The organism is Streptomyces sp. NPDC042201, from assembly GCF_055582185.1.
In genome coordinates, this window is the sequence record NZ_JBVJDS010000001.1 from 484379 (window position 1) to 500146 (window position 15768).

At 71.0% G+C, this 15768-nt stretch carries 11 protein-coding genes; all 11 read left to right on the plus strand.

What is annotated here, in order from left to right:
- Nucleotides 1-20 precede the first annotated feature (20 nt).
- The 11 genes from ACZ6MZ_RS02165 (at nucleotide 21) to ACZ6MZ_RS02215 (ending at nucleotide 15689) form a co-directional block, all read left to right on the plus strand.
- Nucleotides 21-977, plus strand: a complete 957-nt coding sequence (locus tag ACZ6MZ_RS02165; protein ID WP_469349250.1) for a beta-ketoacyl-ACP synthase III — start codon at nucleotides 21-23, stop codon at nucleotides 975-977.
- 98 nt (nucleotides 978-1075) lie between these two features.
- Nucleotides 1076-1321 carry an acyl carrier protein gene (locus tag ACZ6MZ_RS02170; protein ID WP_384179191.1) on the plus strand — a complete coding sequence of 82 codons (246 nt, stop codon included), beginning with the start codon at nucleotides 1076-1078 and terminating at the stop codon, nucleotides 1319-1321.
- Nucleotides 1322-1324: 3 nt separating this feature from the next.
- Nucleotides 1325-2722 (plus strand): condensation domain-containing protein, encoded by a 1398-nt coding sequence (locus ACZ6MZ_RS02175; RefSeq protein WP_469349253.1) that lies wholly within the window; start codon nucleotides 1325-1327, stop codon nucleotides 2720-2722.
- Nucleotides 2719-3732 carry a 2,3-diaminopropionate biosynthesis protein SbnA gene (sbnA, locus tag ACZ6MZ_RS02180; protein WP_384179195.1) on the plus strand — a complete coding sequence of 338 codons (1014 nt, stop codon included), beginning with the start codon at nucleotides 2719-2721 and terminating at the stop codon, nucleotides 3730-3732. Before ACZ6MZ_RS02175 ends, sbnA begins: the two co-directional genes overlap by 4 nt.
- A complete protein-coding gene (gene sbnB, locus ACZ6MZ_RS02185; RefSeq protein ID WP_389782221.1) occupies nucleotides 3726-4742 on the plus strand; it encodes a 2,3-diaminopropionate biosynthesis protein SbnB in 1017 nt (338 codons plus the stop codon). Before sbnA ends, sbnB begins: the two co-directional genes overlap by 7 nt.
- A gap of 59 nt (nucleotides 4743-4801) precedes the next feature.
- Nucleotides 4802-9715: an amino acid adenylation domain-containing protein gene (locus ACZ6MZ_RS02190; RefSeq protein WP_469349255.1), complete on the plus strand. Its 4914-nt coding sequence runs from the start codon at nucleotides 4802-4804 to the stop codon at nucleotides 9713-9715.
- 29 nt (nucleotides 9716-9744) lie between these two features.
- Nucleotides 9745-10662, plus strand: a complete 918-nt coding sequence (locus ACZ6MZ_RS02195) for an ornithine carbamoyltransferase (protein ID WP_469349257.1) — start codon at nucleotides 9745-9747, stop codon at nucleotides 10660-10662.
- On the plus strand, nucleotides 10659-11996 hold the full coding sequence (locus tag ACZ6MZ_RS02200; protein ID WP_389782212.1) for an MFS transporter: 1338 nt from the start codon (nucleotides 10659-10661) through the stop codon (nucleotides 11994-11996). Before ACZ6MZ_RS02195 ends, ACZ6MZ_RS02200 begins: the two co-directional genes overlap by 4 nt.
- Complete coding sequence (locus ACZ6MZ_RS02205) at nucleotides 11989-12777, plus strand: ABC transporter ATP-binding protein (RefSeq protein ID WP_469349259.1); 789 nt, start codon at nucleotides 11989-11991, stop codon at nucleotides 12775-12777. The genes ACZ6MZ_RS02200 and ACZ6MZ_RS02205 overlap by 8 nt, the downstream gene beginning before the upstream one ends.
- A 5-nt stretch (nucleotides 12778-12782) precedes the next feature.
- Nucleotides 12783-15263 carry an ABC transporter permease gene (locus tag ACZ6MZ_RS02210; protein WP_469349261.1) on the plus strand — a complete coding sequence of 827 codons (2481 nt, stop codon included), beginning with the start codon at nucleotides 12783-12785 and terminating at the stop codon, nucleotides 15261-15263.
- A 210-nt stretch (nucleotides 15264-15473) separates the two neighbouring features.
- Nucleotides 15474-15689 carry an MbtH family protein gene (locus tag ACZ6MZ_RS02215; protein WP_384179207.1) on the plus strand — a complete coding sequence of 72 codons (216 nt, stop codon included), beginning with the start codon at nucleotides 15474-15476 and terminating at the stop codon, nucleotides 15687-15689.
- The last annotated feature ends 79 nt before the right edge of the window (nucleotides 15690-15768 follow it).

The window sequence follows — 15768 nt, forward strand, 5'->3', positions numbered from 1 at the left end:
TCAGGGAAGTTGAGGGAGACATGACCGAGATCTACGGATCACGTATCTCCGGAATCGCCGCCTACCGGCCCAGCCGGCTGGTGTCCAACGAGGAGCTGTCGCCGCTGACGACGGTCTCCCCGCAGTGGATCGAGGGGCGGACCGGCATCAAGACCCGGCACCACGCGAACGACCAGGAGGACCTGGTCACCATGTCGGTGGCCGCGGGCGAGAAGGCCCTCGTGACGGCCGATGTCGACCCGGCCGAGCTGGACCTGACGATCGTCGCCACCGCCACCCGCCGCCGCAGGATGCCCGGCATCGCCCCGGAGGTGGCCAGCCGTATCGGACTGCCCAACTCGGGTGCGTACGACCTGAACGCGGTCTGCGCCGGCTTCACCTACTCGCTGGCGATGGCCTCCAACGCCGTCCGGCTCGGCGAGGCACGCCATGTGCTCGTCATCGGCGCCGAGCGCACCAGTGACTGGATCGACCCCGAGGACCCCGACACCTTCGTCATCTTCGGCGACGGCGCCGGCGCCGCCGTGGTCTCCCGCTCGCAGGAGCCGGGCATCGGCCCGGCGGTCTGGGGCAGCGACGGCGCGCGGCACAACGTACTCGGCATCACCGAGAAGGCGGACGGCCGGGAGTACGTCGCGATGAACGGCCCGCTCGTCTACAAGTGGTCGACGGCCACCATGCCGGACGTCGCCCACCGCGCCTGCGCGGCCGCCGGGATCAGCCTGCAGGACATCGACTGGTTCGTTCCGCACCAGGCCAACAACCGCATCATCAAGACGCTCACCGAGAACCTGGGACTCCCGCCGGAGCGCGTGGTCAACGACGTCGTCGACACCGGCAACACCTCGGCGGCGTCCGTCCCGCTGGCACTGAGCCGGCTCCGCGAGAGCGGCCGCAGCACGCCCGGCGAGAAGGTGCTGCTCCTCGGATTCGGCGCCGGCCTGACGTACGCCGGCCAGGTCGTCCGTATGCCGTAGCCCGGCCGCCGCACAGCCGCACAGCCGCACCCCGATACACCCGCTCGCCCGCGCACCCGCGCACCCGCGCACCTTCCTTTCAGAAGAAACGGAACGTCATGACCAGAGACGAACTGACCGCCGAGATCATCAGCCTGACCGTCCGCACCGCGCCGGATCTGGAGGCCGAGGTCACCGCCGAGTCGAGCTTCGAGGAGCTCGGCATGGACTCCCTCACCCGGATCGACCTGCTGGCCGCCGTGGAGAAGAACTTCGGCCAGTCGGTGCCCGACGAGAAGGTCGGCGACCTGCTCCGCGTCACCGACGTCGTCGACTTCCTGACCGCGAGCAAGGCAGGAGTCTGACCCATGGACCACACGGATCCCGGAAGCGGGGCGATGCCCCTGTCGGTGGGCCAGGAGGGGCTATGGCTGCTCCACAAACTGGCCCCCGACAGCGCGACGTACAACCTCGCGGGCGGTGTCCGCATGGAGCCCGCGCCGGATCCCGAGGTCCTGGCGCGGGCGGTACGTGCGCTCACCGGACGGCACCCCATGCTGCGCTCGGTCTACGTCGAGGCCGACGGTCACCCCCGGAGGCTGCTCCGGAAGCCGGGGGAGATCGGCGAGCTGACCGTACGTGACGTACCGGACGTGGACGACGAGGAGCTGGAGCGGCTCACCGAGGCGGAGGCCGGCAAGCCCTTCCGGCTCTCGGAGGACGGACCGTTCCGCGCGGTGATGCTGCGCCGCCGTACCGACGCGGTGGTGGTGGTCATCACCCACCACATCGCCACCGACGCCATCTCGCAGTGGCTGCTCTGGCGCGACCTGCTGACCGCGTACCAGGCGTACGCCGACGGCAAGGAGCCCGGCTGGTGGCCGGTCACCGCCTCGTACGAGACCTTCGTCGAGACGGAGCGGGCGCTGCTCGACTCGCCCCGGGGAGAGCGGCAGGCGGAGTACTGGCGTGAGCAGTGCGCGGGTTCCGTACCCGCCGAACTGCCCACCGACCGGCCCCGGCCGCTCACACCGGCGAACACCGGCGCCAGCCTGCTGCGCCGGCTGCCCGATCAGCTCTCGGAACGGGTCAGGCGCACCGCGGCCGAACAGGGCGTGTCGCAGTTCGCCCTGGCGCTCGGCGCCCTCCAGGCGCTGCTGAACCGCTGCACCGGCCAGACCGACTTCCTGATCGCCTGCCCGGCCTCGGTCCGCCGGTCCGCGGCCGCCGATGTCGTCGGGTACTTCGTCAACCCGCTCATCATCAGGGGCCGGTTCGACCGGGACACCACCCTCAGCGACGCGATGAAGGCGGCCAACGAGCGGATCCGGCAGGCGACGGCACGGGCCACGTACCCGTTCCCGCTCGTCGCGCAGGACGCACCGGTCGCCGGGCCGCTGTTCCGGATCTCCATGACCATGGTCACCACGGACCGCTTCGGTCCCGGCCTGGAGGGGATGGTCTCCGGCGAGCCCATCGAGGTGGCCGGTCTGACCACCACCTATCTGGAGATCCCGCACCTCGAGGGGCAGTGCGATGTGGCGCTGGAGGTCACCCGCGATGTGTACGGGCTGACCATGGCCCTGCGCTACGACACGGCGCTCTTCGAACGGGACACCGTGGAGCGGCTGTTCGACCAGTTCATCCGCTTCCTGGAGGCGGCCGCCGACGCGCCGCACCGCCGGATCGCCCGGATCCCGCTGACGGACGACGCGGAGAAGCGTTCGCTGCTGGCCCTCAGCGGCAGTACCGGCGACGGCTCATGACGCGGCCGGTGCTCCCGGGGATCCTCGACGCCGTCGGCCACACCCATCTGGTGGAGCTGAGCGGGCTGCTGCCCCGCTTCCCCTCGCGGGTGTTCGCCAAGCTGGAGGCCTTCAACCCCGGCGGCAGCGTCAAGGACAGATCGGCGCTGTCGATGCTCCTCGGCAAGATCCGTAACGGCGAGCTGGTACCCGGCCGGTCCACGGTGGTGGAGTCCAGCTCCGGCAACCTGGCCATCGGAATCGCGCAGATCTGCCGCTACTTCGGGCTGGACTTCATCTGTGTGGTGGATCCCAAGACCACCCAGCAGAACCTGGCCATCCTGCGGGCCTACCAGGTCACGGTCGACATGGTGACCGCACTCGACCCGGACACCGGCGCGTATCTGCCCACGCGGGTCAAGCGGGTGCGCGAGCTGGTGGACTCCACACCCGGCGCGTACTGGCCCAACCAGTACGCGAACCCGCTCAATCCGCAGGCGCACGTACAGACCATGCGGGAGATCGACCAGGCGCTGGACGGCCGGGTGGACTATCTCTTCTGCTCCACCGGCACCGGCGGCACGATGACCGGCTGCGCCCGGTACATCCGTGAGCGCGGGCTCTCCACCACCCTGGTGGGGGTCGACGCGATGGGCAGTGTGCTGTTCGGCGGCCCGTCGGGACCACGGCTGCTCCCGGGGCACGGCGCGGCCGTACGCCCCGAGCTGTTCGATCCGACGCTGGCCGACGAGGTCGTACTCGTCTCCGACCTCGACTGCGTCGTGGGCTGCCGGACGCTGACGCAGCGCGAGGCGATCCTCGCCGGCGGCTCGTCCGGCGCGGTGACCGCCGCCCTGGGGAAGCTCGCCGACCGTATCCCGGCCGGGAGCAACTGCGTGCTGATCTTCCCCGACCGCGGTGACCGCTATCTCGACACGATCTACTCCGACGACTGGGTCCGCGCCCAGTTCGGGGAGGTTTCGCACCTTTGGAAAGAACCCGAACACACAGGGGCGGTGGGGGCATGCTGATCATCAGGCACCGTGAGGTGGCCGGAGTGCTGGCCGGACGCGAGAAGGAGGTCATCGATCTCGTCGCCGACGCCTACCAGCGGCACGACGAGGGACGCACCAGCCTTCCGCACTCCGTCTTCCTGCGCTTCCCCGGCCGGCCGAGGGACCGGATCATCGGGCTGCCCGGCTATCTCGGCGGAAAGACCGACGGCAGCCCCGACGAGGTCGCCGGCATGAAATGGATCTCCTCCTTCCCCGGCAATGTCGCGGCCGGCAGCCAGCGCGCCAGCGCCGCCATCCTGCTGAACTCGCTGGAGAACGGCCATCCCGAGGCGCTCATCGAGGGCTCGCTGATCTCGGCGCAGCGCACCGCCGCCTCGGCCGCGCTCGGCGCCCGGCTGCTCCTCGGCGGCCGCAGGCCGTCCGGGGTCACGCTCATCGGCTGCGGCGTCATCAACCGCGAGATCCTGCGCTTCCTCGCCGCCGAGCGGCCCGAGCTCGGTTCCCTCGCGGTGTACGACACCGACCCGGAGCGCGCCAGGCGCTTCACCGCCGAGCACGCGCGGCTGCTGCCGAACGCGGAGGTACGCCACTGCGCCTCCCTCGACGAGGCGCTCGGCGCCCACGACCTGGTGTCCTTCGCGACCACGGCCGCCACTCCGTACACCGGTCTCGGGGCCTGCCCGCCCGGCGCGGTCGTGCTGCACATCTCGCTGCGCGACCTCACCGTGCCGGCGGTCCTCAGCCAGCACAACGTCGTCGACGACCCCGGCCATGTCTGCCGTGAGAACACCTCGCTGCATCTCGCCGAGCGGGAGACGGGCGGGCGCGACTTCATCGACGCCGGTATCGGCGCGCTGCTGCGCGGCACCGCGCGGCTGAACCCGGAGCCCGGGAAGCCGCTGGTGTTCTCGCCGTTCGGCCTCGGCGTCCTCGACCTGGCACTGGCCCGCTTCGCCCGGGACGAGGCACGGCGCAGCGGCATGGGCACCTTGATCGACGGATTCCTGCCGGCGCCCGCTCCGTAGCCGAGCACGCCGGGCCACCACCCCTCACAGCCTGCGAAGTTCACCACTCTGGAGAAGAGATGTCTGTCCCGCTGCCCGAACTGATCGCCCGTCAGGCCGTCCGTACCCCCGAAGCCACCGCGGTCGACGACTCCCAGGGGGCGATGACGTACGCGCGGCTCGACCGGCGCGCGAACCAGATCGCGAGACTGCTCCTGGCCCGCGGCGCCGGCCCGGAGTCACGGGTGGCCGTGTGCCTGCCGCGCGGGCGCGAGCTCGTCGCGGCGCTGCTCGGGGTGTGGCGGGCCGGTGCGGCCTATGTGCCTCTGGACGCGGGACACCCCGCCGAGCGCATCGCCTGGGTCCTCGCGGACAGTGGCGCCCAGACGGTGCTGACCGTCGCCGCCACGGCCGCGGAGTTCGACAGCGCCGTGCCGGGCGACGGCGCGCTGCCGGGCGGGGTCGTCCTGCTGGACGGTCCCGACAGCGGGCTCGACACCATGCCGGAGAGCGCGCCGGAGCCGAGCGGTATCGGCCAGGACCACGCCGCGTATCTCGCCTACACCTCCGGCTCGACGGGCCGCCCCAAGGGCGTGCTCGTCCAGCACGGCGGAATAGCCAACCGGGTGGCCTGGACGCTGAACCGCCAGGAACTGAGCGCGGACGACCGGGTGTTGCAGAAGACCGTGCTCACCTTCGACGCGGCGGCGCTGGAGATCTTCGCGCCGCTGGCCGCCGGCGGCACCGTGGTGATGGCCCCTGAGGGCGCCGAGTCGGACCCCGCACTGCTGGTGCGGACCGTGGCCGAACAGCGCGTCTCCGTACTGCAGGGCGTGCCGTCCGTACTGCGGCTGCTGGTCGACGAGCCGGGCTGGGCCGAGTGCACCGGGCTGCGGCTGGTCTTCTCCGCCGGTGAGGCGCTGGACGCCGAGCTGTGCCGCCGGCTCAGCGAGCCCACCGGCGCCACGGTGTGGAACACCTACGGTCCCACCGAGTGCTCCATCGATGTCGCCGGCCAGGAATTCGACCCGGAGCGGCACACCGAGGCGGTGCCGATCGGCCGGCCGATCGACCACATGCGGGTGTACGTGCTGGACGAGGAGCTCGACCCGGTGCCGATCGGCGTGGTGGGCGAGCTGTACGCGGCGGGCATCGGCACCGCGCGCGGCTACGTCGGCAAGCCGGGCCAGACCGCCGAGCGCTTCATACCGGACCCGCACGGCCCCGCGGGCAGCCGGATGTACCGGACGGGCGACCTCGCCCGCTGGCGCTCCGACGGCACGCTGGGCTTCCTCGGCCGGGTGGACCACCAGGTCAAGGTGAACGGCGTACGGATCGAACCGGCCGAGGTGGAAGCCGCGTTGACCGCGCACCCCGATGTCCGGGGCGCCGTGGTCACCGCCGCGCGCGCCATCGGCGGCGGGAAGCGGCTGGTGGCCCATCTGACAGCCGCCAGGCGCATCCCCAGGGACGAGCTGCGCAGCTTCCTGCGCAAGCGGCTCCCCGAGCCGATGATCCCGGCCCTCTTCGTACCGCTGGACGCCTTCCCGCTGACCAGCAGCGGAAAGGTGGACCGCAACGCGCTGCCGGAACCAGTCGCGCCCGGCTCGGCGGAAGCGGCGACCGCCGAGGGGCCCGCGCACATCGGGCCCCGTACCCCCGCCGAGCGGCTGGTCGCGCAGGTGTGGGAGCAACTGCTCCAGGTGGAGCGGGTCGGCGCCCACGACGACTTCTTCGCCCTCGGCGGCTCCTCGTTGGTCCTCACCCGCCTCGCGGACGCGCTGCGCAAGGCGTCCGGGGACGACATCCAGCTGCGTGGACTCTTCGGCGCGTCCACCGTCGAGGCCCAGGCGCGGCTGCTGGAGGAGGCCAGGCCCGCCGTTCCCGAGGTGGTGCCCGTACGGCGCGACGGAGCGCTGCCGCTCTCCTTCGGACAGCACCGGCTGTGGTTCCTCGACCGGATGCACCCGGGCAGCGCGGAATGGGTGGCGCCGCTCTTCCTGCGGCTGCCCGCCGGCACGACCGGCGCCGCCGTGCAGGCCGCGCTGGACACGCTGGAGGCGCGGCACGAGGCGCTGCGCACCCGGTACGTACTGGAAGGGGACGAGCCCCGGCAGCTGATCGCCGAGCCGCGGCCGGTGGAGCTGCGGGTGGAGGACGCGAGCGAGGCGGACTTGGAGGAGCTGTTCGGCGAGCAGTTCGGCCGGGGATTCGACCTGGCAGGGGGACCGCTGTGGCGGGCCCTGCTGGTGCGGGTGCCGAAGGGCGGCCCCGTACTGCTCGTGACGACGCATCACATCGCCACCGACGGCTGGTCGACCGTGCTGCTGGAGCGGGAGCTGCGCGAGCTGTGCGCGGTGGCCCTGGAGGACCGCGCGCCGGACCTCGAACCGCTGCCGGTGCAGTACGCGGACTACGCCGCCTGGCAGGCGGCCCGCTCGGACGACACGGTCCTCGACCGCGAACTCGACTACTGGAAGGCCACGCTGGACGGACTGCCCGAGCTGCGGCTGCACACGGACCGAACCCGCCCCGCCCAGCGCGACGGGCGAGGCGCGGGCGTGCGGTTCTCCGTGCCGGCCGGTCTCGCCGACGCCCTCAGCGGCATCGGGCGGCAGCACGGCGCGACGCCGTACGTCACGCTGCTGGCCGGGCTCGCGGCGCTGCTCTCGCGCCACAGCGGCCAGGACGACTTCGGCATCGGCAGCCCGGTGACCGGCCGGCTCAGGCCGGAGACCCGGAACACGGTCGGCTTCTTCCTCAACTCGCTGGTCATGCGGTGCGATCTGACCGGTGACCCCACGTTCGCGGAGCTGCTGAAGCGCACCAAGAACACGGCGATGGCCGGCTTCGCGCACCAGGAGCTGCCGTTCGAGCGGCTGGTGGACGAGCTACAGCCGGTCCGTGACCTGTCGCGTACCCCGCTGTACCAGGTGGCATTCGACCTCCAGGACGAGGGAACGACGGCGGTGGCCGCCGACGGTGTGCTGATGGACGCCTTCCAGGGCGCCTGGCGGGTGGCCAAGACCGACCTGACGCTGTTCATCTGGCGCCAGGCGGACGGCTCGCTGGTCGGCGCGCTGGAGTACGCGACGTCGCTGTTCGACCAGGCCACCGTGGAGCGGCTGGCGGACCACTTCGTACGGCTGCTGAAAGGCGTCGCGGCCGAGCCGGAGGTCCCGCTGTCGGCCATCGACATCTCCTCGGTTCACGAGCGCCGGCTGCTGCGGGTCTGGAACGACTCTGCGGTGTTGGTGCCGGAGGTGTCGGTGCCGGAGTTGGTGGCGCGTCGGGTTGTGGAGTCGCCGGGTGCGGTGGCGGTGGAGTGCGGCGAGGAGCGGTTGTCGTTCGCGGAGTTGGATGTGCGGGCGAATCGGCTGGCGCGTCGGCTGCGTGAGGCGGGGGTGGGTCCTGGTTCGACGGTGGCGGTGTTGCTGGATCGTTCGGTTGATCTGGTGGCGGCGCTGTTGGGTGTGTGGCGTGCGGGTGCGGGGTTTGTTCCGATGGATCCGGTGCTGCCGGCCAACCGGATCGCGGGGATGGTCGCCGATGCCCGGGTGGGTGTGGCACTGACCTCCTCCGCCTATGCGGATCGTTTCCCTGAGGTGGAGAAGGTGCTGGTCGGGGAGGATCTGTCGTCGTTCCCGGCGGTCGCGCCCGCTGGTTCGGTGGATCTGGATTCGGTGGCGTACACGATCTTCACGTCGGGTTCGACGGGTCGGCCGAAGGGTGTGCAGGTCTCGCACCGCAGTCTGGTGAACCACATCGACTGGGCTGTAAGGGAGTTGGCCGGCTCCGGGCAGGGTGGTGTGCCGGTGTTCTCGTCGGTGGCCTTCGACCTGGTGGTCCCGAACGTCTGGGCGCCGCTCGCCGCCGGGCAGCGGACTTGGCTGTGGGACGGAGAGCTGACCGAGCTGGGTGAAAGCCTTGCCGCGGCAGGTCCGTTCTCCTTTATGAAGCTCACTCCGGGGCATCTGGAGGTGCTCTCCGGCCAGTTGTCCGACGCGCAGATCCAGGCGCTCACCTCGCGCGTGGTGGTGGCCGGTGAGGCGCTTCCGGGTGGGCTGGTGGAGCGCTGGCGCGCGCTGCTCGGCGCCGGTCGGGTGATGAATGAGTACGGTCCGACCGAGGCGACCGTGGGGACCTGCGTCTTCCCGCTGGAGGAAGCGTTCGAGGGTGTGGTGCCGATCGGGCGCCCGCTGCCGAACATGACCATGCGCGTCCTGGACGCGGGGATGCGGCCGGCTCCGGTGGGTGTGGTGGGTGAGCTGTTCGTGGGGGGCACGGGCGTCGCGCGAGGTTATGCGTACCGTCCGGCCGCCACGGCGGAGAAGTTCCTGCCCGACCCGTACGGCCCGGCGGGCGCCCGGCTCTATCGCACCGGTGATCTGGTGCGCTGGCGCGGCGACGGCGCGGTGGAGTTCGTGGGCCGTAGCGACGATCAGGTGAAGATCCGGGGCTACCGCATCGAGCTCGGTGAGATCCGCGCCGCGCTCATCGCTCATCCGCAGGTGACGGATGCCGCCGTCGTGGTCTCCGACGACCAGCGGCTGGTGGCCTATGTCGTCGGTGACGCGGAGGATCTGGCGGACCGGCTGGCCGGTTCACTGCCCGCGTACATGGTGCCTTCGGTGTTCGTGCGGATCGACAAGGTCCCGCTGACGGCGAACGGAAAGCTCGACCACCGCGCTCTGCCCGACCCGGACGAGTCCGCCGCGGACACCTTCGTAGCACCGCGCAATCCCACCGAGGAGCGCATCGCCGCCGTCTGGCAGGAGCTGCTGGGCAAGGAGGCGAGCATGCAGGACAGCTTCTTCGAGCTCGGTGGCCACTCGATCCTCGCCGTCCGGCTGATCTCCCGGCTGCAGAACGAGTTCGACCTCGACCTGCCGATGCGGATCGCCTTCGAGAGCCCGACGATCGCGCAGCTCGCCGTGGAGATCGAGGACCGGGTACGGGCCGAGGTCGACGCGCTGCTCAATGACGCGTACTGACTCCCACCGACGACAGGAAGGACAAGCCCATGCGACACCTCATCTCCATCAATGACCTGACCGACGACGACCTGCGCGGCATCGTCGAACGAGGGGCCGAGTTCGCCGCGGGGGCGCGGGAGAAGCCCCTGCGGGACGCGGTCGTCGGCGTCTACTTCCGCCGTACGTCCACCCGTACCCGTACCGCCTTCACCGTCGGCGCGCTGCGGCTCGGCGCGCAGACCGTCACCTTCGGGCCCGACGACCTCCAGCTGAACACGGGGGAGACCACCGAGGACACCGGCAGGGTGCTGGCCGGGATGCTGGACGTGCTGGTGGCCCGTACCGCGGATGCCACCGCGGAGCTGCGGACCTGGGCGGCCGGCGGACAGATGTCCGTCGTCAACGCGATGAGCGCCGAGGAGCACCCGACGCAGGGGCTCACCGATCTCACCACGCTGTACAGCCACTTCGGCCGGCTCGAAGGTCTCCGTCTGATGTATGTCGGCGAGGGCAACAACAGCGCGGCCGCGCTGGCCCTGGCCCTGACCCGGTTCCCCGGGACCGAGCTGGAGCTGCGCACGCCGGCCGGCTACGGGCTGGCCCCTGCCATCCTCGCCACCGCGGCGGAACAGGCCGCGCGCAGCGGCTCGAAGCTGACCGAGCGGCACGACATGACCGCACTGCCCACCGGGCTCGACGCCATCTACACCACCCGCTGGCAGACCACCGGAACCAGTAAGCCGACCGCCGACTGGCGGGACGTCTTCGCGCCGTTCCAGGTCACCGAGCGGCTGTGGCAGGACAGCCCGAAGGCCGTCTTCCTGCACGACCTGCCCGCGCACCGCGGGGAGGAGGTCACGGCCGAGGTGCTCGACGGCCCGGCGAGCATCGCGTTCACCCAGGCCACGCACAAGCTGCACAGCGCGATGGCCGTCCTGGAATGGTGCTGGGCCGACCGCCCATGAGTACCGACGGGCCGAGGCATGCGCTGCCGACGCTCCGCAGCTACCGCGACTTCCGGCTGTTGTGGACCGGTTCGGCGATGTCGGTCATGGCGGAGCGCTGCTCCGGCATGGCCTTCACGCTGCTCGTGCTGTGGCACACCGGATCGAAGAGCGCCGCCGGCCTGGTGGGCTTCGCCTCATTGCTGCCGGCGCTGCTGGTGCAGCTGCCGGCGGGGGTCCTGGTCGACCGCCTGAACCGGCGGCGGGTGATGATGACGTGCCTGATCGTCCGCATGCTGGCCGTCGCCACGGTCGTCGTCTCGCTCCTGGGGGACGAGGTGAGGGTCGCGCACATCGCCGCGGTCGCCTTCATCCAGAGCAGCATGACCGTCTTCTACCAGCTGTCCGAGCGCGCCATGGTCCGCAACGTGGTGCCGTCCAGACAGCTGGGCGCCGCGATGGCGTCGAACGAGGCCCGCTCCCGAGGGGTCAACTTCGTCGGGCATCCGGTGAGCGGGGCGCTGTTCGGACTCTCGGCGTGGGTGCCCTTTCTGTCCAGCGTCGGGCTCTATCTGCTCTCCCTGATCACGCTCGTACGGCTACGGGGGGAGAAGGAGCCGCCGCCCCGGAAGGACAAGAAGCGCCGCTCGATGCGCGCCGATATCGCCGTCGGGCTGCGCTGGGTGTGGGACCGGGCCTTCTTCCGTACGGCGCTGCTGATCATCGCGGGCAGCAACCTGGTCTTCCAGGGGCTCATCCTCACCGTGGCCGTGGTGGTCAGGGAGGACGGCGGAGCGGCGGGGACCGTGGGCCTGATCATGGCGGCCGGCGGTCTGGGCGGACTGCTGGGCGCGTTCACCGGCGGCTGGCTGAACAAGCGGCTGGCGATGCGCCACGTCATGATCCTCGCGCACACGGCATGGGCCTTGGTCATGCCCGCAACAGTCTTTTTCAGACATCCTTTGGCGCTTGGGGCGCTCTTCCTTATAACGTCTCATATAGGAGCCGCTGTTACCGTCTCAGGCATGTCCTACCAGGTGCGTATTACACCCAACAACATGCAGGGGCGGGTCGGCAGTGTCGTCATGCTCCTGGTGTCGGGTGCGAGTTCGCTCGGCGCGCTCGGTACCGGATATCTGCTGGAGGCGGTCGGCACCCGACAGGCGCTGATGGTCGTGTCGGGGGTGATGGCCGTACTCGCCGTCGTGGCGGCGGTTGTCTTCACCCGTCGCGGGGCAGCGCTAGAGGACCAGCAGGACAACGAGCCTCCCGCGAAGCCAGTGCCATCAGCGGCGGACAACGGGTCGCCCGGCGACTCCCTTACGACCATGAGATTGCGGAGAATCGATGGATGACGCGGTGCGGCTCGAGTCGCTGACCAAGACTTATGGCTCCGGCGACAGTGTGACGGTCGCTCTGCGCGAGATCGAGCTGTCCTTACCCAGAGGGAGCTTCACGGCGATCATGGGGCCTTCGGGCTCCGGGAAGTCGACTCTGCTCCAGTGCGCCGCGGGCCTCGACCGGCCCACGTCGGGCCGGGTCTTCATCGACGGTACGGACATCGTCGGACTGAGCGAGACCCAACTCACCGAATTACGCCGTGAGTCGACCGGCTTCATCTTTCAGTCGTTCAATCTGCTGCCGTCGCTGACCGCCGAGCAGAACGTGGCGCTGCCGATGCGGCTGGCCGGGCGCAAGCCCGACCGGCGAACCGTACAGCAGGCACTCGCCCAGGTGGGCCTTGAGAACAAGGCCGGCAGCCGTCCGAGCCAGCTCTCCGGGGGCCAGCAGCAGCGCGTCGCCATCGCCCGCGCACTGGTGACCCGGCCCGCCGTGCTCTTCGCCGACGAACCCACCGGCGCGCTCGACCTCAGTACCGGCCGGGAGCTCCTCGAGACCCTGCGGCAGCTGGCCGGCGGCGGCCCCGGGACGGAGCTGTACGAGACGCCCGCCGCCGCCCCCGCGGAGGCTGCGGCCCCGCCGACCACGATCGTGATGGTCACGCACGATCCGAACGTGGCCTCGTACGCGGACCGCGTGCTGTTCCTCGCCGACGGCAGCCTCGTCGGCGAACTGGTCTCGCCCACGCCGGAAGCGGTCGCCGCTCGGATGACGGACCTGGCGGTGTCCCGGTGATCAGGGTGGCTTTCCAGACCCTGCGGGCGCGTTGGGTGTCGTTCCTCGGCACGGTGGTGGCGCTGGTGCTCGGGGTCGCGCAGGTCGCGGCCATGGGCGTACTGCTGATGACCATGCTCGATCTGCCGGACCGGCCCGCTGAGCGGTTCGCGCGGGCGCCTGCGGTGGTGCTGCCCTCCGACCCGACCTGGAATCCCGCCCACCACGACCTCGGGATCCGTTCGCTGGCGGAGGCCAAGGGCGTCTCCCCGGAGCTGCGGCAGAAGGTCGAAGCCACCGGCGGGACCGTGGTGGACCGGTCCTTCTACGCCCAGCTCGAAGGCGGTTCCAAGGACCAGGTGGGCCATCCCTGGCCGGTGGCGCGGTTCGGCGGCTACGTGTTGGCGGACGGCAAGCAGCCGTCCTCCGACAAGGAGATCGTCGTCCCCTCCGACCAGGCGCGCACCGGCGACGAGGTGACCGTGCTGACCGCCGCCGGCGTCGCGCGGTACACCGTGAGCGGCACCGTCCCGCCGGTCGGCTGGGAGGACGCGGTCTTCTTCAGCGACACGGAAGCTGCCCGGCTGTCCCCGCGCGTCGAGGCCCTGGTGGCACTCGGCCCGGCCGACACGGTGCGCGAGGCCGTCGGCAGGGACGCCGAGGTGCTCACCGGCAAGGACCGCCACAAGGCGGACGCCAGTGAGGACCAGGACCGCGAGACGCTGGACAACACCATCACGCTGGTGCCGGTGATGGCCGGCGTGGCGGGCACCACCGCGATCTTCGTGGTGGCCTCCACCTTCGCGTTCGCGGTGATCCAGCGCCGCCGCGAGGTCGCTCTGCTCCGTGCCGTGGGCGCCACGCCCAAGCAGGCGCGGAAGATGGTACGGAACGAGGCGCTGCTCGTCGGCATCTTCGCGTCGGCCGTCGGCACGGTGCTCGGCCTGCTCGGTGCGCAGCTGCTCGCCGACATGCTCATCGCCATGGACATCTCACCGCCCTGGTTCACGGTCGAGCCCTCGCTGCACTGGACGGTGCTCGCCCCGCTCGCCGGCGCCTTCCTGGTCGGCATCCTGGTGGCGCTCGCGGGCGCGGCAGCCGCCGCACGGCGCGCCGGGAACATCCGGCCCATCGAGGCGCTGCGCGAGGCGGCGGTCGACGACACCGGCATGACGCGCGGCCGGTTCTGGCTCGGCGCGGCCGGGCTGGTCGGCGGCGTCGGATGGACCGCCTGGATCGCCGTCGGTTCCCCGGCCAGTGTCCTCTCGCCGAACACCTATGTTCTCTCGCTGATGGTTCCCGTGCTGGCCGCCGCGGTGCTCGCCCCGCTCGCCGTCGGACCGCTCGCCAAGCTGCTGATGGCGCCGTTCAGCCGCTCCTCGGGGCCCACCGCCATGCTCGTACGGGAGAGCGTGCTGACCTCGCGGCGGCGCACAGCCGCCACCGCGGCGCCGGTCCTGCTCACCGTCGGTCTCGCGTTCTCGCTGCTCGCCGCCACCGACTCGCTCGGTGCCGCACGCGACAACGGGCTGCAGAACCAGGTGCGGTCGGAGTACGCGCTCGCCCCCGACGGCACTCCCGGGATCAGCCCGCAGGTGATCGACCGGGTCGCCCGTATCGACGGAGTGCAGATCGCGGCGCCCATCCTGACCACCATCTACACCCATGACGAGGACCGTCTCGAAGAGAACGACGGGCTCGTCGTGGACCCCGCCGCGCTGAAGCGGACGATGGACCTGAAGGTGCTCGACGGCTCGCTGGACGACCTGGACGACAACAGCACCGCCGTGGCCGATCTGTGGGGCATGGACGTGGGCTCGACGCTCAAGGTGCTGATGGCGGACGGCCAGGAAGTCGACCTGCGGATCGCGGCGACCTACAAGGCGATGCGCGGCGAGGACGTCGCGTATCTGCCCCCGCGGTTCGCCAAGACCGCCGGCTACGCCCGCGACGGACTGGCGCGGCGGGCGTATATCTCGCTGGACCCCGGCACCGACCGGGCCGCCGCCACCGCGGCGATCCGCGAGGCGGTCGCCGGCACCGGCGCGAACTTCATGACGAGGGACCAACTGGTCGCCTCGGAGAGCGCGTATGCCCGTCATCTCATCGAGGTGCGGCAGCGCTCCACCGCCGTGATCATCCTGCTGTTCTGCTTCATCGCGATCCTCAACACCCTGCTCATGGCGACCTCCGACCGGAAGCGCGATCTGGCGGTGCTCCGGATGGCCGGGGCCACGCCGAGACAGGTCGTGCGGTTCTTCGTCGCGGAATCGGTGCTGGTGGCCGCCATCGGGGTGGTACTGGCGCTGGTGGCGACCGCGGTCAACCTGGCCGGGCTGTGGGGCGCGCTGCTCCAGCTGTTCGGTACGACGCCCATCGTGGTGCCGTACGCGGTGGTGGTCGTCGTCGCGGTCGTCTCCACGCTGCTCGCCGTGATCGGCACCGTGCTGCCCGTCGGCGCGGCGCTGCGCGCCAGGACGGTGCAGCTCGTCGGCGCCCGCGAATAGCGCGCCGGCGGCAGAGCCGCGGCTCCGCAGCAACACGGCTCCGCAGCAACACGGCTCCACAGCACCACCACTGAGACCCACGCGGTCCGGTCCCGCCCCCCGTCGGGACCGGGCCGCGTGCTGCGTTGTGCCAAAAGGGCCCTGGTAGAGGGCCGGTATAGACGCCCGCCCGAAGCTGAGTGCGAATCCGATCACCGAAGGGATACCGACATGGCTGACGAGCAGACCGACAACCGCGTCTACCGGGTCGTCCTCAACGACGAGGAGCAGTACTCGATCTGGGACGCGGACCGGGAGCTGCCGGCGGGCTGGCGCGCCGAGGGCACCGAAGGCGCCCGGCAGGCGTGCCTCGACCGGATCGACGAGGTGTGGACGGACATGCGGCCGGCGAGCCTGCGCCGCCGTATGGAGCAGACGAGCGCCTGAGCACCGGCCGCCGGCCGGCGGCCCGGATCGGCGGTAAGGGACAGGCGCGTGACATGCGGTCGACGTACGGAAACACAGG

What these genes read in the sequence shown, in the direction of transcription:
- ACZ6MZ_RS02165 (WP_469349250.1), top strand. Translation starts at nt 21, where the DNA reads ATGACCGAGATCTACGGATCACGTATCTCCGGAATCGCCGCCTACCGG.
- ACZ6MZ_RS02170 (WP_384179191.1), top strand. Translation starts at nt 1,076, where the DNA reads ATGACCAGAGACGAACTGACCGCCGAGATCATCAGCCTGACCGTCCGC.
- ACZ6MZ_RS02175 (WP_469349253.1), top strand. Translation starts at nt 1,325, where the DNA reads ATGGACCACACGGATCCCGGAAGCGGGGCGATGCCCCTGTCGGTGGGC.
- sbnA (WP_384179195.1), top strand. Translation starts at nt 2,719, where the DNA reads ATGACGCGGCCGGTGCTCCCGGGGATCCTCGACGCCGTCGGCCACACC.
- sbnB (WP_389782221.1), top strand. Translation starts at nt 3,726, where the DNA reads ATGCTGATCATCAGGCACCGTGAGGTGGCCGGAGTGCTGGCCGGACGC.
- ACZ6MZ_RS02190 (WP_469349255.1), top strand. Translation starts at nt 4,802, where the DNA reads ATGTCTGTCCCGCTGCCCGAACTGATCGCCCGTCAGGCCGTCCGTACC.
- ACZ6MZ_RS02195 (WP_469349257.1), top strand. Translation starts at nt 9,745, where the DNA reads ATGCGACACCTCATCTCCATCAATGACCTGACCGACGACGACCTGCGC.
- ACZ6MZ_RS02200 (WP_389782212.1), top strand. Translation starts at nt 10,659, where the DNA reads ATGAGTACCGACGGGCCGAGGCATGCGCTGCCGACGCTCCGCAGCTAC.
- ACZ6MZ_RS02205 (WP_469349259.1), top strand. Translation starts at nt 11,989, where the DNA reads ATGGATGACGCGGTGCGGCTCGAGTCGCTGACCAAGACTTATGGCTCC.
- ACZ6MZ_RS02215 (WP_384179207.1), top strand. Translation starts at nt 15,474, where the DNA reads ATGGCTGACGAGCAGACCGACAACCGCGTCTACCGGGTCGTCCTCAAC.